Here is a 23,945-nt window from a genome sequence, read left to right as displayed (position 1 = left end):
AGCCTCGGAGCAGGCGTCGAAGTGCGCCCGAACCCGCGGTTCGGGAGGTGCGCCGACGCCGTCTAGAATTGGGCGCATGACGCAAACCCAGAGCACACAGGTGCCTCCTGTCCTCGTGGTCGACTTCGGCGCGCAGTACGCGCAGCTCATCGCCCGCCGGATCCGCGAGGCGGGACTGTATTCCGAGATCATCGCCCATGACGCCCCGGCGGCCGAGTTCGCGGCCAAGAACCCGGTGGCCATCGTGCTCTCCGGTGGACCCTCGAGCGTCAACGACGAGGCCGCCCCGCCCTTCGACACGGCCGTCTTCGACCTCGGGGTGCCGACGATGGGCATCTGCTACGGCTTCCAGCTCATGTCGACGAGCCTCGGCGGACGGGTGGCGAAGACCGACAAGCGCGAGTACGGGTCGACCCCGGTCACCGTCGCCGACCAGGGGGCGCTGCTCGCCGAGACGCCCGACGCCTACAAGGTCTGGATGTCCCACGGGGACTCCGTCGCCGAGGCGCCCGCGGACTTCACGGTCCTCGCCTCGACCCCCGACACCCCGGTCGCGGCCTTCGAGCACCCCGAGCGCCGCTTCGCCGGCGTCCAGTGGCACCCCGAGGTCCTCCACTCCGAGAACGGGCAGAAGATCCTCGAGAACTTCCTCTACCGCGTCGCCGGCCTCGACGCCGACTGGACGAACGAGTCCGTCATCGACGAGCAGGTCGAACTCATCCGCAACCGGGTCGGCGACAAGCAGGTCATCTGCGCGCTCTCGGGCGGAGTCGACTCCTCGGTCGCCGCCGCCCTCGTCCACAAGGCCATCGGCGACCAGCTCACGTGCGTCTTCGTCGACCACGGACTGCTGCGCGAAGGCGAGCGGGAACAGGTCGAGAACGACTACGTCGACTCGATCGGCGTCCGGCTCGTCACCGTCGACGCCCGGGAGCGGTTCCTCACCCAGCTCGCCGGGGTCACCGACCCGGAGGAGAAGCGGAAGATCATCGGCCGCGAGTTCATCCGCACCTTCGAGCAGGCCGCTGCCGAACTCGTCCGCGAGGCCAAGGACGAGGGCGAGGAGATCGGCTTCCTCGTCCAGGGCACCCTCTACCCCGACGTCGTCGAATCCGGCGGCGGTTCGGGCACGGCGAACATCAAGAGCCACCACAACGTCGGCGGTCTGCCCGAGGACATCCAGTTCCAGCTCATCGAACCCCTGCGCACCCTGTTCAAGGACGAGGTGCGCTCGATCGGCCGCGAGCTCGGCGTGCCCGAGGCGATCGTCTCCCGCCAGCCGTTCCCCGGACCGGGACTCGGCATCCGCATCATCGGCGAGGTCACCGAGGACCGTCTCGCGATCCTCCGCCGGGCCGACGCCATCGCCCGCGAGGAGCTGACGAAGGCCGGCCTCGACGCCGAGATCTGGCAGTGCCCCGTCGTCCTCCTCGCCGACGTCCGCTCCGTCGGCGTCCAGGGCGACGGCCGGACCTACGGCCACCCCGTCGTCCTCCGCCCCGTCTCGAGCGAGGACGCGATGACCGCCGACTGGACGCGGATCCCCTACGACACGCTCTCGGTGATCTCGAACCGGATCACCAACGAGGTCGACGACATCAACCGCGTCGTCCTCGACGTCACCTCGAAGCCCCCGGGCACGATCGAATGGGAGTGAGCACCGCTCAGGAGTCCAAGTAGTCGGGGCGCGAACTGTGCCCCGCCGACAACTCCTGAACGGTGTTCAGTTAGGGTGGGGTCAGCCCGGGTGGGACCCGGGCCAGACCCGACCCACGGAGAACTCATGACACACGCATCGTCCAGCCCCGCCTCGGCGGCATCCGTCTCGCCCAAGCCCGCGAGCCGGGCCGGTGACATCGCCCTCATCGCCGTCTTCGCCGCCCTCATCGCCGCGTTCGCGATGCTCCCGCCCATCCCCGTCGGCCCGCTCGGGGTGCCGATCACCCTGCAGACCTTCGCGATCGCGCTCACCGGACTCGTCCTCGGACCGTGGCGGGCTGCGGCCGCGACCGGCCTCTACGTCGTCCTCGGCCTCATCGGACTCCCGATCTTCTCCGGGATGCGCGGGGGCATCGCCGTCCTCGCCGGCCCGAGCGCCGGCTACATCCTCGCCTTCACCCTCTACGCGCTCGCCGCCGGAATCGCCGCCCGCTGGGCGCTGCGCCGGTTCCGCGGCGGACGCCTGTGGGCCGCGATGTTCGTCGGCGCCCTGGCCGCGAGCCTGCTCATCGTCCATCCCCTCGGCATCCTCGGGATGTCGATCAACGGCGACCTCCCGCTCGGCGTCGCCGCCGCAGCCGACCTCATCTACTGGCCCGGCGACATCGTCAAGACCGTCCTCTCCGTGTCCGTGGCCCTCCTCATCCACCGCGCCTTCCCCGACATCCTCCGTCGCCGAGGCGCACGCCCCCAGGTGACGGACACGCCGTGATCCTGCGCCGCCGACCTGAGCGCTCTGCCGGTTCCCCTCCGCCCGCCGAGGCGGGGGCCGGGTCCGCCGCGTCCGCCGAGGCGGGGGTCCGGGAGATCGCCCTGACCGGGGTGTCCGTCGGCGTCATCGACGACACCCCCGACGGCGAGGCGCACCGGTCGATCCTCGACGGCGTCGACCTGCGGCTGAGCGAACCCTCGGTCGCCGTCATCGGCGCCAACGGCTCGGGCAAGTCGACGCTGCTCCAGCTCCTCAACGGCCTCGTCACCGCAAGCGCCGGGCAGGTCCTCATCGACGGCCTCGATCCGGCCAGGCACCCCGCCGAGGTGCGTGCCCGGGTGGGGTTCGTCTTCACCGATCCGGCGGCTCAGCTCGTCATGCCCACCCCGCTCGAGGACATCGAGCTCTCCCTGCGCAGGCGGGTGCCCCGCGGGCAGCGGCGGGCGGCGGCACTGACCGTCCTCGACGAACTCGGGATCGCCGAACTCGCCGACCGCAGCGTCTACGAGCTCTCCGGAGGCCAGCGTCAGCTCGTCGCGCTCGCCGCCGTCCTCGCCGTCGACCCGCAGATCCTCGTCCTCGACGAGCCGACGACCCTGCTCGATCTGCGCAATCGAGAGCGCCTGCGCACCCGTCTGGCCGACCTCGTCGAGCGGCGCGGGGTGCGCATCGTCTTCTCCACCCATGACCTCGAGTTCGCCTCGATCGCCGACCGCGCGATCGTCGTCGACGACGGACGCATCGCCTGGGACTCCACCCCCGCCGAGGCGGTCGCCGCCTACCGGGAGATCATCATGAGCGAGACCCATGAGTGAGGCTCCCCCGACGCGTTCGCGGCCGACGCCGAGCCGCCGCGCGGGCAGGCGCACCGGCATCCGAACGCGTCCCCAGCTCTTCGGCCGGGTCGTGCGGACGTCGACGTGGCTCCACCGCGTGCCGACGGGATGGAAGCTCGCGGCGATCGCCGTCATCGGGCTGACCGCACTCGTCTTCCGCAACGGCGTCGTCAACTGGTCGATCTTCGTCGTCCTCGTCGTCCTCGGACTGAGCGCGCGGCTCCCGCTGCGCCGCTTCCTCATCCCGTGGGCCTACGCGGCGGTCCTCGTCGCCATCGTCATCGGACTCCAGTACCTCTTCGGCACCCTCGAGGCGGGGCTCGTCGTCGCCGGCACCGTCTTCGCGTGCGTCCAGGCGGCGCTCCTGCTCACCCTGACGACGACGATCGGCGAGCTCCTCGACGCCTTCGCGGTCATCGTCTCCCCGCTGCGCCGCCTCGGTGTCGACCCCGAGGTCATTGCGCTCACGGCGAGCCTCATGGTCCGGGCGATCTCCCATCTCTCGGGTCTGCTCGCCGAGGCGGACCGGGCAGCCCGCGCCCGTGGCCTCGAGACGAGCCTCAAGGCGCGGGTCGTCCCCGCGATCCTCCGCTCGGTCAAGTACGCGCAGGACACCGGGCGGGCGCTCGACGCCCGCGGCATCGTCGACTGACGTTCGCCTCAGCGTCGCGCAGGAGGGGTATCCTCGGGCATGCAGGCCGCCTGACCTGCAGAAGAGGAGCGAATCATGACCGATGGCACTGTCCTGCTCGCCATGGACTTCCAGAACGGCATCGCCGGCGGCCTCGCCGAGGCCCCGATCATGGACCGCGTGCGCGAAGCGCTCGCCCACGCCCGGGAGACCGGGATCCCCGTCGTGTGGGTCCGGGTGGCCCTGCGCCCGGGGTACCCCGAGCTGCCAGAGACCTCGCCGTTCCAGCGCATCGCCGCGCTCGGCGACCTCAGCGAGGACAGCGACTCGACGCAGATCCTCGAGGTGCTCGGCCGGAAGGAGGACGAACCGCTCGTGACCAAGCGCCGCGTCGGCGCATTCTCCGGCAGCGACCTCGCCACCGTCCTCGCGGGCCTCGGGGCGACGAACCTCGTCCTCACCGGCGTGGCCACCCGCGGTGTCGTGCTTGCGACGTGGCGACAGGCCGCCGACCTCGACTTCGGCGTCACGGTGCTCTCCGATGCCTGCGCCGATCCCGACCCGGAGGTCCATCGCGTGCTCACCGAGGAGGTCTTCCCGTGGCAGTCCGACGTCCTCACCGTCGCGGAATGGACGGGGAAGTGACGCCCTGAGCCACCGAGACCGTCGAGACCGACACTAAGAAGCGTCGGTCCCGGCGCGAAGTGTCCGGCTCGGCGCGAGGAGGGTTCTCAGCGGGCGGTCGTGCCCTCGGCACCGGCCCAGGAGAGGACCGTGAAGCTGCGACCCATCACCTGCGGGGCCGGGTTCTCGATCGCCCGCGAGTAGTGGCCGACGAGCTGTGAGCACACGCTCTTCCACGAACAGCTGAGGACCTGCTCGCGGCCGGCGATGCCGAAGGCCCGACGCTTCGCCTCGTCGCCGAGGAGGTCGACGACGTGGGCACGCATGGCAGGGAGATCCTTCGGCGTGTAGAGCCATCCCGTGCGGGAGGAGTCGACGAGGTCGAGGGGACCGCCGCGGGCCGGGGCGATGACCGGGACTTCGGAGGCCATGGCCTCCTGGATCGTCTGGCAGAACGTCTCGAGCTCGCCGGGGGCGACCATGAGGTCGAAGCTCGCGACCGCCTGGGCGAGTGCGTCGCCGCCGAGGAACCCGGTGAAGTGGGCGCTCGGCAGGAGCCGCTCGAGCTTCGCCCGCCACGGACCGTCACCGACGATGACGAGCTTCGCATCGGGGATGTCGGCGAGCACCGCGAGGTCCTCGACCTGCTTCTCGGCGGCCAGCCTGCCGACGAAGCCGATGATCCGCTCCCCGTTCGGTGCCACCGACCGTCGCCACTGCTCGGAGCGGTGGGACGGGTCGAAACGGGTCGAATCGACGCCGCGCGCCCAGTGGTCGACCTCGGCGACGCCGAGCCTGCGCAGCTGATCGATCGTGTACGACGACGGGGCGAGTGTGAGCGAGGCGTGCTGGTGGAGGTTGCGGACGTGGGTCCAGAGCACCGCCTCGATGCCGTGCATGCCGTAGCGGGCGGCGTAGGCGGGGACCTCGGTCTGGTAGATCGCCACGGTCGGCAGACCGAGGCTCTGCGCGGCGAGCACACCGCGCCACCCGAGGACGAAGGGGCTGGCCAGGTGGACGACGTCGGGGGAGAACCGCTCGAGGAGGCGGCGGATGCGGGTGACGCCGCCCGGGGCGACGCGGATGCGCCGGTACTTCGGCAGGGCGATCGAGGGGACCCGGACGATCTTCGCGCCGGAGACCTCTTTGGGTCCGTCGCGTCGGGTGCCGGGAGCGATGACGAGGACCTCGTCGCCGCGATCGGACAGGTGGTCGAGGACCCGCAGCAGTGAGTGGGTGACCCCGTTCATGTTGGGGAGGAAGGATTCTGCAATGATCGCTACTCTCACACCACCCAGTGGACGCTCCCATGGTGAAGACGCGACGACTCGGAGGCGAAGTGTCGGCGACGAGTTGCCGAAATCAGTTCACTCAGGCAGACGTCCGGTGACCGGTGACCGACCCGTTCGCGGCGGGGGTGAACCCCACGTAAACTTGTACCGCGCCCGCGGGCTGGGCGCGGCCGGCACGAGAGGGGAGGACTGCGCGTGGTCTGGACCATCATCGCCGCCGCTGCGGTCTCCGTCCTCCTCGTCGCTGCGGTCATGCTCACCATCCTTCGGTTCAACCAGCTCTCGATGGCCCGTTCCCTCTGCGACGAGGCCAAACGGCAGCTCGTCGTCGAACTCAAGGCCCGGCACGCCCTCGTCCCCGCCTACATCGGCACCCTGCAGCAGGTGACCACCCGGGACCTGAGCAGCCTCGAACTCGCCCTCGCCTCAGCCGAGCGCGCCGTCTTCGGCCCGCGCGGAGCGGCCGCCGAGAACGCCCTGTCCACGGCGATCGACGGTGCGGCCCTCATCCCGACCACCCCCAGCGGAGGCGCCGACGCGGCCACCTCGGTGCAGGCGGGGATGCGCGACGAGCTCGAGACCACCGTCCTCCTCCTCCTCCATGGCCAGCTCACCGTCCTCTCCGAACGGATCGTCGCCGTGAGCCGGCTCTACAACGCCAACGTCGACCGCTACCACCGGCAGCGCGCCCGCTTCCTCTCCCGCCTCTTCGGCCGCGTCTTCCGCCCCCGGGAGCACTTCACAGAGGACTCCTCCCGAGACGGCACGGACCCCCGTCGCGCCGAGGCGGACGGTCCTGCCGGCACCGAGGGCCGCACCAGCACCGGGGACCGCACCGGCCGGGGAACGGTCGAGGCATGACCCGGTTCCGCATCGACCTCGGCTACCGGGGCACCGACTTCCACGGCTGGGCGAAGCAGCCGGGCCTGCGCACCGTCCAAGGCAAGCTCGAGGACGGTCTGGCCCGGGTCGCCGGCACCGAGGTGGCCGCCGTCGTCGCCGGACGCACCGACGCCGGCGTCCACGCGAGGCGCCAGGTCGTCCACCTCGACCTCGGCGACGAGGCCATCGCCCGGCTCGTCGGACGCTCGTCCCGAACCGCGGAGACGGCGCTGCTCTCGCGTCTGCGCGGGGTGCTCACCGCCGACGGCTCCGACGACCTCGTCGTCCACGCCGTGAGCGAGGCTCCCGCGGACTTCGACGCGCGCTTCTCCGCGCTGTGGCGCTCCTACCGCTACCGCCTCGCCGATCATCGGTCCTTCGTCGATCCGCTCCTCACCGCGGTCACCCCCCGCCACAAGGGCGAACTCGACGCCGAGGCGATGGCCGAGGCCGCCGACGAGGCGCGCGGACTCCACGACTTCCTTCCCTTCTGCAAACCGCGGGAGGGGGCGACGACGATCCGCACCCTCCACGACCTCGACGTCGTCCGCGACGACGACGCCGTGATCACCATCGACCTGCGTGCCGACGCGTTCTGCCATCACATGGTCAGGGCGCTCGTCGGCGGGCTCATCCGGGTCGGGTCGGGAGCGTGGCCGGTCACCGGTCCCGCCGAACTCCTCGCCGAGGCGGATGCCGGGATCGCCCCCGAGGGGCCGATGTTCGTCACCCCCGCCCACGGACTCGTCCTCACCGGGGTCGGCTACCCGGCACCTGAGGACTACGCGGCACGCGCGGCCCAGACGATGGCCCGCCGCGACCTCGACTGACCGCCGCCCTCGACCTCCCACGCGGCCTCGGTCGATCGTCCGCTCGGATCTGAGGGAGTCCTGTGAAAACGATCGTGCTCTTGACCCCTCATCGCAGGGGTGGTTGTCTGGGTGACCCGGCACCGGCGAGCCGAGCCTTCCCCGACCGCCATCCCCACCCATCCGCCATCTGCGAAGGGAAGCGCCATGTCAGAAACCAACATCGTCCTCCTCACCTGGGACAACTCGAGCACCGCCTATGAGGCCTTCAGCAAGTTCCGCGACCTCGACTCCGCAGCGATCACGATCGTCGCCTCCGCCGTCGTCGAACGCAACGATCGCGGTCAGTTGCGTGTCACCGACGGGCAGGACAACGACCTCGGACTCTCCACTCTCGGGGGAGGCGGCATCGGGGCGCTCATCGGCATCCTCGGCGGCCCCCTCGGCGTCCTCCTCGGATTCGCCACCGGTGCCCTCATCGGCTCGACCGTCGACGCCGAGCGCACGTTCGACGCTGACGACGCCCTCACCGTGTTCAGCAGCGCCCTGCCCGCCGGCAGGACCGGCGTCATCGCCGAAGTCGAGGAGACCGATCCCGCCGTTCTCGACGACTTCGCGAAGTCGACGGGTGCCGAGCTCCTGCGTCGGCCCGAGGACGAGGTCCTCGACGAGGTCGCCGCCGCCGAGGACGCGGCGATCGCCGCCGCCGACGCCGCCCGCGAGAAGGCGAAGGAGGCGAAGAAGGCCGAACGCAAGGAGAAGCGCGAGGAGCGCATCGCCAAGATCAAGGCGAAGCTCTGAGCGCACCGCCTCACCGCGATATCAGCACGTCGACGGCGGCGCACGACCCGATCCCCGGGACGTGCGCCGCCGACGCATTCCGGACGCCTGCCTTGTCGTCATTCTCTGGGAGTTTGAGAGGGAACCTCTTCCCAGGTGTGAGATTCCTGTGTAGATTCACGTGTACGTCACTCGTCGTTCGCTTCCCTGCGACACGATGAGTTCGCTCGATCCTCTTCTCAGCCCGCCGTCCGCGGCGGACGTCATGACCAAAGGATGCGAATCTATGTCGACACTCGTCACCAAGGCGCTCGCCGCCGGCGCAGCCGTCACGCTGCTCACCCTGCCCGGCATCGCGCCGACCCATGCGGCACCGCTGGGCAACCCGTCCGAGGAGTCCTCGGCGTCGCAGGGGAACCCGGACCGGGAGTCCTCGATCGGCGCGCCGACGAGCCCCGCCGAGGCGGCCCCGGAGTCGCCGGCCCCCGCTGAGTCCGCCGCCCCCACCGATGCTCCGAGCGCTGACCCCAACGCCGCTCCTGCCGGGACCAAGGTCCAGCTGCTCGGCATCACCGACTTCCACGGACGCATCGTCGAGGCCGGATCTCAGGTCGCCTCGGTCGTCGAGGAGGAGAGGGCGAAGTTCGCCGACGTTCCCGGTGCCGCCGGAACGGCCTTCCTCTCCGCCGGCGACAGCATCGGCGCCTCGACCTACGTCTCCTCCTCACAGAACGACTCGCCGACGATCGACGTGCTCAACGCCATCGGACTCCAGGGCTCGGCGACCGGCAACCACGAATACGACAAGGGCATCGACGACCTCACCGGACGGGTGTCCGCCGAAGCCGACTTCCCCTACCTCGCCGCGAACGTCTACGACAAGGGCACGACGAACGTCGTCGACGGGCTCGACGCCTACACGACGCTCGACGTCGGAGGCGTCAAGGTCGCCGTCATCGGCGTCGTCACGCAGGACACGACCTCGCTCGTCTCACCTGACGGCATCGCCGACGTCGACTTCGGTGACCCCACCGACGCGGTCAACCGGGTCGCCGACGAACTCGAGGCGCTGCCGGAGGAGGAGAAGCCGGACATGACGGTCGTCGAGGCCCACCTCGGCGCCTCGTCGACGGAGAGCCTCGAGGCGGCAGAGGCCTCGAACGCCGAGTTCAAGAAGCTCGTCACCGAGGCCGACCCCTCGGTCGACGCGATGCTCACCGGCCACACCCATCTGCCGTCGTCCTTCGACGCCCCGGTGCCGGGTGATCCCGAGCGCACGCGCCCGGTCATCCAGGCCGGCAACTACGGATCGGTCGTCGGTCAGCTCCAGCTCGAATCCCTGGGCAACGGCGACTGGACGACCGCGACCTCGGAGCTCCTCTCCACCGAGGACAAGGACTACGCGTCCCCGGTCGTCGACGAGGTCAAGCAGATCATCGCCGACGCCGACGAGAAGGCCAAGGGACCGGGATCCGTCGTCGCGGGCACGATCACCGAGGACATCACGCGCGCCTTCAAGGACGATTCGGAGGACCGCGGTGCCGAGAGCACGCTCGGCAACCTCGTCGCCGATGCGCTCAAGGACGGCGTCGGGGACTCCCAGCTCGCGCCCGCGGACTTCGGCATCACGAACCCCGGGGGTCTGCGCACGGACCTCAAGTGCGATGACATCTACAACACGGAGAAGCGCTGCGAGGTCACCGCTGCCGAACTCAACGCGGTCCTCCCGTTCGCCAACGACCACGGCGTCGTGACGATGAAGGGCGCGGATGTCATCGGTCTCTTCGAGGAGCAGTGGCAGCCCGCAGGCGCCTCGCGGCCGTTCCTCCACCTCGGCATCTCGAAGGAGCTCGACGTCGTCTACGATTCGAGCGCCGAGGCCGGGAAGCGCGTGAAGTCGGTCAAGGTCAACGGCGAGGAGATCGACCCGAACCGGGACTACCGGGTCGCGACCCTGAGCTTCCTCGCCGCAGGCGGCGACAACTTCTCCTCGTTCGCGAAGGGGACGTTCGAACAGTCCGGACTCACCGACTTCGAGACGTGGACGAAGTACTTCAACGACAACTCGCCGGTCGCCCCCGACAAGACCGAGCGGCAGGCCGACGCCGCGAAGGACGTCATCGCGAACGGCGAACTCAATGTCGACTTCACGGCTCCTGCCGACGGCATCGCTGCGGGAGGCTCGGGTGAATTCCTCCTCACCACCGACGCGAAGGCCGAGGTGCCCGGTCCAGTCGACGTCACCGTCGACGTGCCCGAGGGCTTCACCGTCGAGGCGGGGAAGGCGCAGTCGGCAACGGCGCCCGCGGCGACCGTGAAGCAGGAGGCCGGTCAGGCGACGATCACCCTCGAGTCGATCCCGGCCGGCCAGTCAGAGGTGCCCATCACGGTCAGCGCCCCCGAAGACGCCTCCGGGGAGGTCACGGCCACCGCGACGCTCCTCGCCGGTGAGGCCGAATGGTGGGATGACAACCCGCTGCCGCTGCCGCACGCGTTCGAGGCGACCGCGGACGTCACCGCCGGTGCCGGCGCCGATGCGGGTGCCGACGGAGGTGGCGCTGATGCGGGTGCCGACGGGGGTGCGGGCGCCGACGGCGGCTCGGGCGATGCCTCGGGTGGCGCGAAGGGCTCTGACGGCGGCTCGAACGCCGGCGGATCGTCGTCGGCGGGCGGATCGGCCTCGTCGGCCGGCGGCGGCTCGGAGGCCTCCGCGGGCAAGGACGGGGGAGACCTACCGCGCACCGGCTTCGAAGCGATGAACCTCGTTGCCGCGGCGCTCGCCCTCATCATCGCCGGCGGCGCCGTCGTCACCGCGATCCGCAGGAAGAAGGCCGACGCCGAGGTGTGACCTGGCGTTGTGTGAGAGTTCGGACGGGCCGGGGAGGCGACTCCCCGGCCCGTCCGCGTGTCCGGTCCCGGGACCGGAGTGTCCTCGGGTCCTCAGGAGGGTGCGCCGCCTCGGCGCTCGTGTGACCGGTCGCTGAGCCGGCGCGGGTCGGTCGGGGACACACCGTCACGGGCGGTCCGGTCTGCGGTGGTCGATCGTGAGGCCGCGGGCCCGGAATCCGGGGCACTCTCGGCACCGGACGGATTCTCGGCATCGGCCGCAGCCGTGGCACCGGCCGCATCCTCGGCATCGGCCGGGGGCGGACCCGCGGGGGAGGTGAGACGGGTGGCGGCGGTCGCCTCGGCGGGGGAGGACGGGGTGCGGAACGTCTCGAGATGGGCGAGGACGGGCACGAGGAAGAGGATGCCGACGGCGGGGACGACGATGCCGGAGTCGTTGATGATCGTGCCCACGCCGAGGAGGATCGCGAGGCTGATCATCCCGGCCCGCAGCAGCGGGATCCGGGCGTAGGCGTCGACGAGCCCGCGCAGGCCGAACCGCTGCGGCATGAGCGCGGCCCAGAAGACGGCGATGATGACGAGCGGAAGGATGACCGTCATCCACGACTGGGTGAGGATGTCGATGTTCATGTCGATCTTGCGCGCGAGCACGCCGAGCGCCTCACCGCTGATGAGGGAGTCGAAGAAGCGGCCGAAGTGGGTGCGCTGGTTCGCCGGTCGCAGCCAGTCGAGGAAGAGGACGAGGAGCATGACGAACCCGGCGATGCCGACGGTGAGGCCGAGCCGTTTGAGCGAGAAGCGGATCCCCGCCGAGGCGAGGGCGAGGTAGGCGACGCCGATGATGAGCGTGGGCACGGACCCGAACTTCGTCCCGAGGCCGGGGGCGGCGAGCAGTGCGCACGAGACGAGCACGGGGATGAGGACGATCGACAGGCGCGCCATCGGCCGTTTCGTCATTGAGGCGAAGCCCGCGACGGCGAGCAGCAGGGCGCAGCAGTAGAGTGCGAGCGCGGAGTTGCCGATCCCGTAGAAGCGGGAGGCGATGAGCAGCGGTTCGCCGAGCAGCGTCGACATCTGCAGCTGCGAACCGGTGACGACGTCGTAGCCGAGGACGGTCACGGTGACGACGCAGACGAAGAGGACCGGACCGAGACGGTGTCTGCTCCACGGTCCGAGGAGGGCGAGGGCCCCGAGGACGAGTGCCCATCCGACGAGGGCGCCGAGCATCGCGATGTCGGGGTTCGTCGCCCGTTCCCACGGCACCGTGTTGACGAGGTACGTCGAGACGGGCATCGCCGCGAAGACGATGCCGAGCCGATACGCCCCGGAGCGGACGAGTTCCGCGTGCCGCCGGCGGAGGAACCACGCGAGGACGAGGAGGACGACCATGAGGGTGGCGACGACGGGGAAGAACCACGTCGAGATCTCGTTCTGCGTCTTCACCGCGACCTGCCGGTCGAGCACCGACTGGTAGCGCGACTCCCACGACCCGCCGGGGGTCGAGCTCATCGGAGCACCGGCGACGTTGCCCATCGGCTCCCCGCCGGAGAGCTGGACGAGCGTCGGCGCGATGTCGGGAACCTGGACGAGACCCGGCTGCCTGGTCGAGGACGAGGTGAGCAGTCCCGGCTTCTCACCGGGCTGGAGCATCATCGTCGCCTGCATCGACGAACCGTCGTGGGTGCCGTCGGCGATCGAGGCGAAGATGACCGGGGAGGTGCCTTCGCCGATGCCGTCGGCGGCGTCGGCCGTCATCCACCCGGTCGCTGAGAGGACCGCTCCGACCCGACGGTCGAGGTCACGCAGCGAATAGCCGTCGGCGGCGGAGTTGCCGAGGTCGACGATCGTCAGCTCCCCGGCCTCGGAGGCGGCGGCGGCCCGCGGACCGATGTCGTCGCCGATCGGGGACCACGCCTCGATGCGGCCGGTGGGGTCGGCGGCGGCGATCGCGGCACCGGGACCGAACGCAGAGATCGACGGCACCGCCTCGGCGAGCCCGCCGAGCGCGGCATCGTAGTTGTCGCCCCGAGCGACCTGCGCGTAGACGTCCCAGTCGGCGACCCAACCGTCGAGCGGCGGCTGCGGCACCCGGCACTGGGGACGAGGTTCGTCGGCGGCGCGCCTGCCCGAGCCGACCGCGAGCCAGCCGTCGACGGGGCAGCTGACCGAGCGGACGCTGCGCGGGGTCATCGTCCCGATCTGCGCGGACTGCATCATCGCCCAGAGGTTCGGCGTCGTCTGCGGGTCGAGGTCCTCGAACTCGAAGCCGGAGGTGCCGATGAGGATCGCTCCACGGTCGCCGGTGCTCGTCGAGGTCGCTCCGGAGTCGGTCGGCGGCGAGGAGTCGACCGGCGGCGAGGAGCCCGCAGGCGGGGTCGCGGATGCCGACCGGCCCGCGGATGGTGTCGGGGCGTCGGCCGCCTGACCGGCCTGGGGGAGGCCGACGACGAGCACGGCGGCGGCGAGGAGGCCGAAGAGGACCCGGACGAACCAGGAGCGCGGCAGCACGGTCATCGCACCGACCCGTTCGTGTCAGTGCCGGGGGTCACACTGGTGCCACGGTCCGCAGTTCGGCCAGCGGATCCGACCCGGCCGGCGGAGGCGCGGCGGTCCGGACCGTTCTCGGCGAGGTCCGGGCCGGCACCGCTGAGGCCACGGTCGGCGCAGAGAGCGAGGAGATAGGGAAGGAGGACCATCGCCCCGGTCGAGGGCACGGCGATGCCGGAGTCGGTGAGGACGAGCCCGACGGCGAGACCGGTGACCGCGGCGAGGAATCCCGAGTGGACGTCCTCGTCGGTGAAGAGGGCGGGAAGGCGCCCCTGCCAGTGGTCGAGCACCGCAGCGGTGCGGGTCCGCCCGCGGAAGCGGGGGAAGTGGAGGAGGTAGCGGAGGAAGAACAGGATCGCGATGATCGCGAGCGGGGTGACGATCGCGAGCGCGGGGTTGATCTGGATGATGTGGAGGTTGGCGCCGAGCTTGCGGCCGACGACCTGGAGGGCTTCGCCGGTGACGAGCTGATCGAAGAAGTTCCCGAAGTGCGAACGGCTGCCTGCCGGTCGCAGCCAGTCGAGGAACGCGATGCCGAGGAGGACGCCGAGCGAGGCGAGGCCGATGAGTCCGAGGCGGAAGAGCGAGAGGCGGATCCGGCTGACGAGCGCGAGGAGGACGAGCAGTCCGGCCAGGGTGGCGATGGTGCCGCCGAACTTCGCCCCCCAGGACGGGTTCCCGGAGACGAAGACCGCGAGGAGTCCCACGACGGCGGGGACGAGGACGACTGCGCGCGTCCGGCCGGCAGCGCGCAGGCGCGAGACGACGAGACCGAGGAGGATGAAGAGGCTGACGATGAAGATCGCCGCGCCCTGGTTGCCGAGGCCGTAGAACCGGCCGCCGACGATCGGGTTGTAGCCGAGCAGCGAGTTCGCCTGCAGTCGGGAGCCTGTCGCGAGGTCGACGGCGATGACGAGGAGGGTCACGGACGTCAGCGCCCCGACCCGACCGCGCCAGGTCCGTCCCCACGGCGGAAGGAGGGCGATGACGAGCATCGCTGCGGAGCCGATGACCACCGAGACCCCGAGTCCGAGGTCGGGCTCGGGGAAGCGGGCCCACGGGAGGAGCCCGGCGAGGAAGGCGCCCATCGGCACGGTCGCGAGGACGAAGCCGATCCATCCGAGCAGCCGGTGGACCGACAGGCTCTCGGCACCGGCCTGCACGCGCTCGAAGCCGCTGGCCCCTGGCGACTGGCGCAGGCCAGGCACCCGCCGCAGCCCCGGCACCCGCGCCAGACCCGGCACCCAGGCCCGGGCGACGGCCGTGGAGAGGAGGAGACCGCAGAGGACGACGAGGACGTAGAACGCGATGTCGAGGGTGAGGGAGAACGTCGAGAGGTTCTCGTAGACGGTCTCGGCCTTCGTCGCCTCGGTCTCGAGGTCGAGGAGCCTGTCCTCCGTCGACGCCGAGGACGCTGAGACGTCGAAGGTGATCCCGCTTGGCGAATCGATGCCGAGGTGTTCGAGGATGCCCGGCGCGAGATCGGTGAGCTGGAGGAGTGCCGGGCTGCGCGTCGAGGCCGAGGACACGGTCCCGGCGGCGAACCCCGGTCCCGAGCCGATGAATGCCCGCAGCCTCGGCGATCCCGAACTGTCGCCGAGGCCTGCGACGATGACGGTCGGCTCTCCCTCGGACTGCTCCCGGAGTTCGCCGAGGGCGGCGCCGAGGCGACGGTCGGCCTCGGCGACGGCGGTGCGCCGGTCGTAGTCGACGGGCACGGTGTAGGAGTAGTTGGGGATCGGGTCGTAGAGCCAGGACCGTGAGCCGATCGACCCGAGGTCGATGAGCGAGAGACGGCATCCCGCGCCGATCGCATCGTCGGTGTAGTTCCGCACCGCTCCGCCCTCGTCGGCGACGGCGTACGCGGCACCCGGACCCTGGGCGGCCGCGCACGCGTCGAGGCCGCTCGGCGCTGCCGGGGCCTCGCGCACGAGGCGGGCGAGCATGCCGTAGTCGACGGTGTACCCGGTGCCCTCGTTCGGCTCCCGGACGGAGGCGAAGTCGGGGATGCGGGCCGCCTCGGCGAGATCTTCGTCACCACCGGCCGCGGACGGGTCGGCTCCCTCGGCCTCGGCGGTGGCACCTGCGGCCGACGTCGGCGCGATGAGGGAGGGGCAGCGCGCGGGGTTGTCGAGGTCGGGTTCGTGCTCCGGCCCCGCCACGGCGCGGGCACCGGCACCGAGCGACAGCCATCCGGAGGCCGGGCATGTGGCCGAGCCGATCGTGCGGACGTTGAGGTTGGCGATCGCCCCGCCTGAGGCGAGCTCGAAGAGGTTGGGGGTGCGCTCCGGGTCGATGTCGCCGATGGTCAGACCCGGTATTCCGAAGACGACCGTCGGATTCCCGGCGGTCGCGGCATCGTCGGCCCCGGCCGCCGGAGGGCTCGGCTGCGACGACTCCTCGGTGCCCTGCTCCGGCGTCGTCGACGACCAGGCAGGGGTCGCCGGAAGAGCTCCGACGAGTGCCAGGAGCCCGACGACCATTCCCAGCACGAGGATTCGGGCGGCGGGAAGGCGAATGGGCAGGAAGGAGTCAGGCGGCACAGGTCAATGGTATCGGGTAGCGCATCTCACCCCGCTGGCATCGGGCTGGACGTTTGCTCAGCGGGCGCGCGGGCATGTATATTTGATTGTCGTTGTGTGCGCTCGTCGTGCTCCCTTGCATAGCCTCTTGCGTTGCAGGCCCGTAGGTGGGGAAGCAGCTGACGGACGTACCCGATCGAAGACAATCAGCGCGCGGACGAATCAGCCTCACGACCCGATGAGTCCGCAGGCCGCTGGCCCCAGCAACACAGATACGAAAAGAAGGCTACTTTTGCGTACGTACACCCCCAAGCCCGGCGAAGTCGAGCGCCAGTGGCACGTCATCGACGCCACTGACGTCGTGCTCGGTCGTCTTGCCACCCAGGTTGCCCGCCTGCTGCGCGGCAAGCACAAGACCACCTTTGCACCGCACATCGACTCCGGTGACTTCGTCATCATCATCAACGCCGACAAGGTCGCGCTGACCGGCGCGAAGCTCGAGCAGAAGCGCGCTTACCACCACTCGGGCTACCCGGGCGGCCTCAAGAGCGTCAACTACGCCGAGCTGCTCGCCTCCAACCCCGAGCGCGCAGTCGAGAAGGCTGTCGCCGGTATGGTCCCGAAGACTCGTCTCGGACGTGCCCAGATGCGGAAACTCAAGGTCTACGCCGGTGCCGAGCACCCGCACGCCTCGCAGAACCCGCAGCCGTACGAACTCAGCCAGGTCGCGCAGTAAGCGCCGCCGGCCCCAGACCAACCGAGGAGAACCGTGGCTGACACCGCCAACGCGACCGAAGTCGAAGAACTGACCGAATACACCTCCGAGACCCCCGCAGACGCCGGCCTGGGCGACCAGACCGCCGGTGGACGCGGACAGTCCCTCACCGCCCCCGGCAACGGAGTGGGCCGCCGCAAGCAGGCGATCGCCCGCGTCCGCCTCATCCCCGGCTCGGGCGAGTGGACGATCAACGGACGCACTCTCGAAGAGTACTTCCCGAACAAGCTCCACCAGCAGCTCGTCAACGAGCCCTTCCGCCTGCTCGACCTCGAAGGCCGCTTCGACGTCGTCGTGCGGATCTCGGGCGGCGGACCCTCCGGACAGGCCGGTGCCGTCCGTCTGGGCATCGCCCGTTCGCTCAACCAGATCGACGCCGAGTCGAACCGCCCCGAACTCAAGAAGGCAGGCTTCCTGCGCCGCGACGCCCGCGTCAAGGAACGCAAGAAGGCCGGTCTCAAGAAGGCCCGCAAGGCGCCGCAGTTCTCGAAGCGCTGATCCGGCTCGACCGACCGCGCATGGTCTGCCACTGATGCGCGACCGGTTGTCGCAAGTGCGGCCCCGAACCCGTTCGGGGCCGCACTTCGTGCATTCACGGCCCGCGGGCCCGCCCAGCCGGATCACCGACCTCCGCGGTGCGCCGATGACCATGCACTACGATCGAACAGAACTGTGAGAAAGGACCTGCCCATGGCACGACTCTTCGGAACCGACGGGGTGCGCGGCCTCGCCAATCGGGACATCACGGCGAAGCTGGCGCTCCAGCTCTCCGTCGCCGCCTCCCGTGTGCTCACCCGGACGTGGAGCGGCGAGAAGCGTCCGTTCGCCGTCGTCGGTCGCGACACCCGCGTCTCCGGTGAGTTCCTCTCCGCCTCGACGAGCGCGGGAATCGCCTCTGCCGGAGTCGACGTCCTCGACGCCGGAATGCTCCCGACGCCCGGCATCGCCAGCGTCGTCCGGGACACCGGCGCCGCGTTCGGCGTCGTCATCTCCGCCTCCCACAACCCGATGCCCGACAACGGCATCAAGTTCTTCGCCGCCGGCGGCACGAAGCTCGACGACGCCGTCGAGGACGAGATCCTCGCGATCCTCGACGAGGACTGGGAGCGTCCCACCGGCGCCGAGGTGGGACGGATCTCCCGCTACCCGGCCGCCGCCGACGAGTACACGGAGAAGCTCGTGCGTTCGATCGCCCCCGACGGGGTGCGCCCGCTCTCGGGTCTCAAGGTCGTCGTCGACTGCGCCCACGGTGCCGCCTCGATCGTCGGTCCCGCGGCTCTGCGCCAGGCCGGTGCCGAGGTCATCGTCTCCGCCGCCGAACCCGACGGACTCAACATCAACGACGGCGTCGGCTCGACGCACCTCGAACCGCTCCAGCGCCTCGTCGTCGAGACCCAGTCCGACCTCGGCGTCGCCTTCGACGGAGACGCCGACCGGTGCCTGGCCGTGGACTCGCTCGGACGCGTCGTCAACGGCGACCAGCTCATGGGCATCCTCGCGATCGGGCTCAAGGAGCTCGGCGAGCTCAAGGGGAACACGCTCGTGACCACGGTGATGTCGAACCTCGGTCTGCGCCTGGCGATGGACCGCTACGACATCCGGACCGTGCAGACGGCCGTCGGCGACCGGTACGTGCTCGAGAAGATGCTCGCCGACGGCTACTCCCTCGGCGGAGAGCAGTCCGGGCATCTCCTCATGCTCGACCACGGCACGACCGGCGACGGCGTGCAGACGGCTCTGCACCTCATGAAGCGGATGGCCGATGCCAAACGCACGCTCGCGGACCTCGCAGCGGAGATCCCGCAGCTGCCGCAGTCGCTCGTCAACGTCAAGGGCGTCGACAAGCACCGGGTCGACATCCCGGAGGTCGCCGCGGAGGTCGCCGCCGTCGAATCCGAACTCGACGGCACCGGCCGCGTGCTCCTGCGCGCCTCGGGCACGGAACCGCTCATCCGCGTCATGGTCGAAGCCGAGACCGAGGAGATCTCCCGCCGCCAGGCCGAGCGCCTCGCCGCCGTCGTCAAGGAGCACCTCGCGCTCTGACCCTCCCGAGCACCGCCTCGGCGGGGGAGCGGAATCCCGCCTCGGCGGGGACGCACGGCACCACGAAGGCCCGGGACGAGGAATCGTCCCGGGCCTTCGGCATCTCGTTGCCGGCCTCAGCGGTCGCTCAGCTCAGAGCGCGAGCTTCTTGCGCACTCCCGCCGAGAAGAGGTCGACGGCGATGATGAGCACGAGCACGATGAGGATGTAGGTGAGCATCGAGTCGAACTGGAAGGACTTGATCGACTGGTTGATGAGCAGTCCGATGCCGCCGGCCCCGACGAGGCCGAGGACGAGCGAGGACCGCACATTGACGTCGAAGCGGTAGAGGAGCAGGCCGAAGAGCTGGGGGACGACCTGCGGGAACGTCGCGTTGGCGACGATCTGCGAGCGCTTCGCCCCGGCAGTCGCCAGCGCCTCGGAGGGACCCGGATCGATCTCCTCGATCGCCTCCGACCACAGCTTGCCCATGACCCCCGTGTTGTGGAAGATGAGCGCGAGCACACCGGGGAAGGGCCCGAGGCCGACCGCGGTGACGAAGACGAGGGCGAAGACGATGTCGGGAACCGCGCGGAGGAAGGACATGATCGCGCGGGCGACCTGGTAGACGACCGGGTGCGGTGAGGTCGTGCGCGAACCGAGCACGGCGAGCAGCGCCGAGGTGGGGATCGACAGGGTCGTGCCGAGCAGGCCGATCCACAGCGTGATCCCGGTCGCCTGGATGCCCGGCCACACCGTGTCCGTCCAGTCGAGGTTCGGCGGGAACGCCTCGGAGAGGAAGTTCGCCATCCCCTGCCGTCCGTCGACGAGGGTGACGAGCGAGAAGTCCGTCTCCCGCAGGGCGACGACGTGGAGGACGACGATGACGACGATCGCCGTCGCCAGCTGCCAGCCGCCGAAGCGGCGGATCGGCGGCTGCAGGGCGGTCGGGGTCTGGCCCAGCGGTACGGTGCGCAGGGTGGTGCCGCGCGTGTCGGGAATCGTCTTCACTTGCTCTCCGAATTCGTCACGGGGGTGTAGAGGCCGGTGATCTCCTCGGCCGGCACCTCGTCGGCGCGCCCGCGCAGGACGATCCCGCCGGAGCGCAGACCGATGATCGTGTCGGCGAACTCACGGGCGAGGTCCGGCTGGTGAAGGACTGCTGCGACCGCGAGTCCCTCGTCGTGGGCGAGGTCGCGCAGCAGTCCCATGACCGTGCGGGCCGCCTCGGGGTCGAGCGCGGCGACGGGTTCGTCGGCGAGGAGGACCTCCGCGCCCTGGCACAGGGCGCGGGCGATCGCCACGCGCTGCTGCTGACCGCCCGAGAGCGTGCCGGCCCGCAGCGGGGCCTTGTCGGCGAGTCCCACCCGGTCGAGGGCGACCATCGCCTCCCGGCGGATCTCCGCCGGGTAGAACCACGGGTGGAGCGAGGCGGCGACGGGCATCCGGGCGAGGGCGCCCGCGCAGACGTTGTCGAGCACGGAGCGGCGGGCGACGAGGTGGATCTTCTGGAACACCATCGCCGGGCGTCCGTGCTCGCCGCCGATCTCGATCTCACCACCCTGGTGCGGGGTGAGGCCGGCGACGGCGCGCAGGGTCGTCGACTTGCCGGATCCGTTGGCTCCGAGGAACGCGAGCAGCTCACCGGGGGCGACGTCGAAGCTGACGTCGTCGAGCACGGTGGTCGGACCGTAGGCGACGGCGAGGCCGGAGACCCGCAGGAGCGGGGAGGCACCGGCACCGCCGGTGCCTCCGGTCGCCGCCGACCCCGGCGTCGCCGGGGACCCGGCGGCCGCCTCGGCGGGAGTGGTCCGCAGCGTCATCAGACGTCCTCTTCGGTCAGGTTCATCGTCTTCGCGAGGTCGAAGAGCGGCTGGTACGTCGACTTGTCGACCTCGATGAGCTGACCGGCCGGTTCGACGCCGAGGTAGCCGGCGACCTCTTCGATGTCCTTGGCCGGGAGGTTGAGGAGGGCGTCCTTGACGGCCTTCTTGAACTCGGGGTCAGCGGACTCGGCGACGGTGATCGGGTCGTTCGGGATGGGGTCGGACTCCCAGATCTGGCGGAAGTCCTCCTTCTTGAAGGTGCCCTCCTTGATCGCGGTGCCCATCGTCTGGGAGTTGATCTGGGCGGCGTCGACGGTCTTGTTCGTCAGCGCGAGCAGGGCCTCGGGGTGGCCGCCGGCGTAGTTGAGGTTGAGCTCGGATTCGGCGATGCCGGCCTGGGCGAGGGCGTAGCGGGGCAGCGCGTCACCCGAGGTCGAACCGACGCTGCCAAGCGCAAGGTCCTTCCCGCGCAGGTCCTCGAGGGTTGTGATGTCGGACTCCTTGGGCACCCAGATGCCACCGGTGTACGAGCTCAGCTCGCCCTCGGCGGTGCCGAAGGAGGCGAGCGGTTCGGCACCGGCGCGCTCGGAGGCGAAGACGTAGCCGAGGGGGCCGAACTGGCCGATGTCGAGCTTGCCGTTCTGCATCGCGAGCACCTCGGCGGAGTAGTCCTCGAGGACCTGGACCTCGACGGGGCACTCGAGGGTCTTCGACAGCGACTCGGCGACCGTCTTGTAGGCGGGTTCGAGCTTCTTCGGGTCCTCGAACGGTTCGATGCCGAAGGTGATCTGCCCGTTCGGACAGGTCGCCGACTCGGCACTGGCTGCCGGCGAGCAGCCGGCGAGGACGACGGGGGCGAGGAGGACGGCGGCGGAGGCGAGGGCGATGTGGACGCGCTTCATGATGATCCTTCTGTGATGGAGTGATGGTGATCGTGCGATAGGACGGGGTGGAACGGTTCTGGTGGGGCCCGGGCGATCGCCCGGACGGCTCAGGCGGCGGGGCGGAGTGAGGGTCGCAGGGCGGCGAGCGTGCGCTCGGCGAGGCCGAAGGCGATCGTCATCCCGATCCCGGTGGCCACGGTGGCCACGGTCGTGCGCTCGTCGACGGTCTCGACGAGGAGCGGTCGGGTCGGGCTCGAGGCGTAGACGCCCTGCCACCGCTGGCGGATGGCGAACCCGGTGGGCTGGTCGAGGACGCAGGCCGCCTCGGCGAGGAGGACGTCGGTCGTCGACTCCGGGATGAACGGGTCGACGCTGCGACCGTACTCGTGGGAGTCGCCGATGATGATCGTCCCGTCGGGGCGGGGACCGAACATGACGTTGGCGCCGACGGCGATGAGCTCGGGGGCGCTGCGGGCGACCTCGTCGCGGACCGCCTCGGCGGCGGGCATCGAGGCGAACGCGTCGTAGCGCAGCAGCGAGGTGCGCGTGAGGATCGCAGCATCCGTGCGGATGTGCTCCGGGGTCGCGGCCAAGGTCATCGACAGCGCGCACTCGACGAGTTCGGCCTCGGCGGCGAGCTCGGGGAAGAGCGCGGGAAGCTGGTGGCCGGTGCACACGATGACGTGGTCGGCGGTGAACGTGCCCACCGAGGTCTCGACCCGTCCGTCGGCGGCCCGGCCCACCCGGACGCCGGTGCGCAGGTCGATCGCCGAGGCGGAGCTCAGTGACTGCGCAAGCCGGGGGGCCGCGGTGCGGGGGTCGACACGGAGGTCGGCGGTCAGGTGCGCCCCGCCCACAGCGCCGCGCAGGCGGGCGTGGGGGTCGCCGGTGACCGCGGCCCCGAGGCGTTCGGGCGTGAGGAGGTCGATCGCGGCCGCACCCTTCTCAGCACGGGCCTGTTCGAGGATCGCCATCTGCGCCTGTGAGGTGGCGACGACAAAGGCGCCGGTCGGTGCGGCCCAGAAGTCGGCCTCCTTCGCCGCTTCGATCCACTGGTGGCGGCCGGCGGCGGCGAGTTCGGCGAACTCACCGGTCTGCCCGGTGATGCAGGCGTGGCCGAAGTTGCGCACGGACGCACCGCGCGGCACCGTGTCGGCCTCGAGGATCGTCACGCTCAGGCCCCGGCGAGCGGCGGCCCGGGCATGGGCGAGGCCGATGATGCCGGCCCCGACGACGATGATGTCAGAATGGTTCATGCCTCGAGACTGCCGTGTCCGGGACGCCTGAGACAAGCGGATTCGGGGCATGTATATATAAGCTGGCGATCCGTTCATCTGCGAGCGTTCGCGCGGGGTGTCTGTTCATCCCGCGTTCAATCACGGAGGCCCGAAAGCCGGGGCCGGTAGGTTATCGTCGAACCTATGATGACAAGTTCACGTTCACCTATGGAGCCGCGGGCGGCCCTGCACAGGGTCATCGGTGACGAGCTGCGGGCGCGGATCACCGATGGCAGGCTTCCCATCGGGGCGCCGCTGCCGAGCGAGGCCGAACTCTGCCGTGAGTTCTCCGTCTCCCGCGGTCCGGTGCGCCAGGCGCTCGCGGCACTGCGGGCCGAGGGCATCATCGCCGGCAGTCAGGGAGCGGTCGCCCACGTCGTCGGCTCCGTGCCGACGCAGTCGATGACGAGCTTCCTCTCCTTCTCCGAGTGGGCGCAGTCGACGCATCGGCGTCCGGGACAGCGCACCGTCGAACTCGCCCGCCGCGCCGCGAACGAAGAGGTGGCCGCGGCACTGTCCGTGCCGGTCGGGGAGACCGTCGTCGAGATCATCCGCCTGCGCCTCCTCGACGACGTGCCGGTGATGGTCGAGCGCACGGCCTTCACCCTCGAGGCCGGACGTCACCTCTTCGACTTCGACACCGACAGCGGATCGATCTTCGCCCACCTCAAGGGCAACGGCGTCGAACTCGTCGCCGCCCGCCACACCTTCGACGCCGTGACCGCTGCGGGCCTCGACGCCGAACTGCTCGAGGTACCCGACTGCACGCCGCTGCTGCGCGAACTCCGGATCACCTCGACCGGTGCCGGCGTCCCTGTCGAGTACTCCGATGACCGGTACCTGCCCGGCAAGGTGACGTTCACGATCAACAACACCGCCGCCTCGGGCGGCAACGTCATCCGTCTCATCCCCGAGGACTGACCTCGGTCCCAGCCGACCCATGACACGCGCGCCACGCCG

Annotated in this window: 20 protein-coding genes; 13 read left to right on the top strand and 7 right to left on the bottom strand. The window is 70.5% G+C overall.

Going from position 1 to position 23,945, the window contains the following annotated elements; all coding sequences use genetic code 11:
- The first annotated feature begins 76 nt into the window (after positions 1 to 76).
- The 5 genes from guaA (at position 77) to AC0VYB_RS13860 (ending at position 4,543) form a co-directional block, all read left to right on the top strand.
- Positions 77 to 1,657: a glutamine-hydrolyzing GMP synthase gene (gene guaA, locus AC0VYB_RS13880; protein ID WP_063249367.1), complete on the top strand. Its 1,581-nt coding sequence runs from the start codon at positions 77 to 79 to the stop codon at positions 1,655 to 1,657.
- A 126-nt stretch (positions 1,658 to 1,783) separates the two neighbouring features.
- On the top strand, positions 1,784 to 2,431 hold the full coding sequence (locus AC0VYB_RS13875) for a biotin transporter BioY (protein ID WP_193338253.1): 648 nt from the start codon (positions 1,784 to 1,786) through the stop codon (positions 2,429 to 2,431).
- The gene (locus tag AC0VYB_RS13870) at positions 2,428 to 3,246 is read left to right on the top strand and encodes an energy-coupling factor ABC transporter ATP-binding protein (protein WP_082834880.1); all 819 of its coding nucleotides are present in this window, start codon (positions 2,428 to 2,430) and stop codon (positions 3,244 to 3,246) included. Before AC0VYB_RS13875 ends, AC0VYB_RS13870 begins: the two co-directional genes overlap by 4 nt.
- On the top strand, positions 3,239 to 3,919 hold the full coding sequence (locus AC0VYB_RS13865) for a CbiQ family ECF transporter T component (RefSeq protein WP_101624639.1): 681 nt from the start codon (positions 3,239 to 3,241) through the stop codon (positions 3,917 to 3,919). Before AC0VYB_RS13870 ends, AC0VYB_RS13865 begins: the two co-directional genes overlap by 8 nt.
- A 75-nt stretch (positions 3,920 to 3,994) precedes the next feature.
- Complete coding sequence (locus AC0VYB_RS13860; RefSeq protein WP_063249363.1) at positions 3,995 to 4,543, top strand: cysteine hydrolase family protein; 549 nt, start codon at positions 3,995 to 3,997, stop codon at positions 4,541 to 4,543.
- An 86-nt stretch (positions 4,544 to 4,629) separates the two neighbouring features.
- On the opposite strand, the gene AC0VYB_RS13855 is transcribed toward AC0VYB_RS13860, so the two are convergent.
- Positions 4,630 to 5,772, bottom strand: a complete 1,143-nt coding sequence (locus AC0VYB_RS13855; RefSeq protein WP_415711688.1) for a glycosyltransferase family 4 protein — start codon at positions 5,770 to 5,772, stop codon at positions 4,630 to 4,632.
- A gap of 237 nt (positions 5,773 to 6,009) precedes the next feature.
- On the opposite strand from AC0VYB_RS13855, the gene AC0VYB_RS13850 reads away from it, so the two are divergent.
- From AC0VYB_RS13850 to AC0VYB_RS13835, 4 genes are all read left to right on the top strand, one after another.
- Positions 6,010 to 6,675: a LemA family protein gene (locus AC0VYB_RS13850; RefSeq protein ID WP_415711687.1), complete on the top strand. Its 666-nt coding sequence runs from the start codon at positions 6,010 to 6,012 to the stop codon at positions 6,673 to 6,675.
- Positions 6,672 to 7,526: a tRNA pseudouridine(38-40) synthase TruA gene (gene truA / locus AC0VYB_RS13845; protein WP_190247016.1), complete on the top strand. Its 855-nt coding sequence runs from the start codon at positions 6,672 to 6,674 to the stop codon at positions 7,524 to 7,526. The genes AC0VYB_RS13850 and truA overlap by 4 nt, the downstream gene beginning before the upstream one ends.
- A gap of 186 nt (positions 7,527 to 7,712) precedes the next feature.
- Entirely contained in the window at positions 7,713 to 8,306 is a 594-nt protein-coding gene (locus AC0VYB_RS13840) for a DUF1269 domain-containing protein (RefSeq protein WP_009376141.1), read from the top strand.
- 265 nt (positions 8,307 to 8,571) lie between these two features.
- Positions 8,572 to 11,133 carry a bifunctional metallophosphatase/5'-nucleotidase gene (locus tag AC0VYB_RS13835; protein WP_415711686.1) on the top strand — a complete coding sequence of 854 codons (2,562 nt, stop codon included), beginning with the start codon at positions 8,572 to 8,574 and terminating at the stop codon, positions 11,131 to 11,133.
- A 92-nt stretch (positions 11,134 to 11,225) separates the two neighbouring features.
- Here AC0VYB_RS13835 and AC0VYB_RS13830 read toward each other — a convergent pair whose 3' ends face one another.
- Positions 11,226 to 13,646, bottom strand: coding sequence for a hypothetical protein (locus tag AC0VYB_RS13830; protein WP_063249354.1), 2,421 nt, complete (start codon positions 13,644 to 13,646; stop codon positions 11,226 to 11,228).
- Entirely contained in the window at positions 13,643 to 16,222 is a 2,580-nt protein-coding gene (locus tag AC0VYB_RS13825) for an alkaline phosphatase family protein (protein WP_223289932.1), read from the bottom strand. The genes AC0VYB_RS13830 and AC0VYB_RS13825 overlap by 4 nt, the downstream gene beginning before the upstream one ends.
- A gap of 271 nt (positions 16,223 to 16,493) precedes the next feature.
- Here AC0VYB_RS13825 and rplM point away from each other — a divergent pair, with 271 nt between their 5' ends.
- From rplM to glmM, 3 genes are all read left to right on the top strand, one after another.
- On the top strand, positions 16,494 to 16,937 hold the full coding sequence (rplM, locus tag AC0VYB_RS13820) for a 50S ribosomal protein L13 (RefSeq protein ID WP_009376130.1): 444 nt from the start codon (positions 16,494 to 16,496) through the stop codon (positions 16,935 to 16,937).
- A gap of 33 nt (positions 16,938 to 16,970) precedes the next feature.
- Positions 16,971 to 17,474, top strand: a complete 504-nt coding sequence (gene rpsI / locus AC0VYB_RS13815; protein ID WP_009376128.1) for a 30S ribosomal protein S9 — start codon at positions 16,971 to 16,973, stop codon at positions 17,472 to 17,474.
- Positions 17,475 to 17,666: 192 nt separating this feature from the next.
- Positions 17,667 to 19,019 carry a phosphoglucosamine mutase gene (glmM, locus tag AC0VYB_RS13810; protein ID WP_009376126.1) on the top strand — a complete coding sequence of 451 codons (1,353 nt, stop codon included), beginning with the start codon at positions 17,667 to 17,669 and terminating at the stop codon, positions 19,017 to 19,019.
- A gap of 132 nt (positions 19,020 to 19,151) precedes the next feature.
- Here the strand turns inward: glmM and phnE are convergent, their stop codons facing one another.
- The 4 genes from phnE to AC0VYB_RS13790 form a co-directional block, all read right to left on the bottom strand.
- Positions 19,152 to 20,009, bottom strand: coding sequence for a phosphonate ABC transporter, permease protein PhnE (phnE, locus tag AC0VYB_RS13805; protein ID WP_009376124.1), 858 nt, complete (start codon positions 20,007 to 20,009; stop codon positions 19,152 to 19,154).
- Positions 20,006 to 20,821, bottom strand: coding sequence for a phosphonate ABC transporter ATP-binding protein (locus tag AC0VYB_RS13800; protein ID WP_009376123.1), 816 nt, complete (start codon positions 20,819 to 20,821; stop codon positions 20,006 to 20,008). The genes phnE and AC0VYB_RS13800 overlap by 4 nt, the downstream gene beginning before the upstream one ends.
- Complete coding sequence (locus AC0VYB_RS13795) at positions 20,821 to 21,726, bottom strand: phosphate/phosphite/phosphonate ABC transporter substrate-binding protein (RefSeq protein WP_259800907.1); 906 nt, start codon at positions 21,724 to 21,726, stop codon at positions 20,821 to 20,823. Before AC0VYB_RS13795 ends, AC0VYB_RS13800 begins: the two co-directional genes overlap by 1 nt.
- A gap of 89 nt (positions 21,727 to 21,815) precedes the next feature.
- On the bottom strand, positions 21,816 to 22,964 hold the full coding sequence (locus AC0VYB_RS13790) for a TIGR03364 family FAD-dependent oxidoreductase (protein WP_259800906.1): 1,149 nt from the start codon (positions 22,962 to 22,964) through the stop codon (positions 21,816 to 21,818).
- 189 nt (positions 22,965 to 23,153) lie between these two features.
- Here AC0VYB_RS13790 and AC0VYB_RS13785 point away from each other — a divergent pair, with 189 nt between their 5' ends.
- A complete protein-coding gene (locus tag AC0VYB_RS13785; RefSeq protein WP_176472490.1) occupies positions 23,154 to 23,906 on the top strand; it encodes a GntR family transcriptional regulator in 753 nt (250 codons plus the stop codon).
- The last annotated feature ends 39 nt before the right edge of the window (positions 23,907 to 23,945 follow it).

This window comes from Brevibacterium sp. Z349TD_9, from assembly GCF_056173565.1.
Note: the sequence above shows the minus strand (reverse complement) of the source record. Positions and strands in the feature narration are given on the sequence as shown.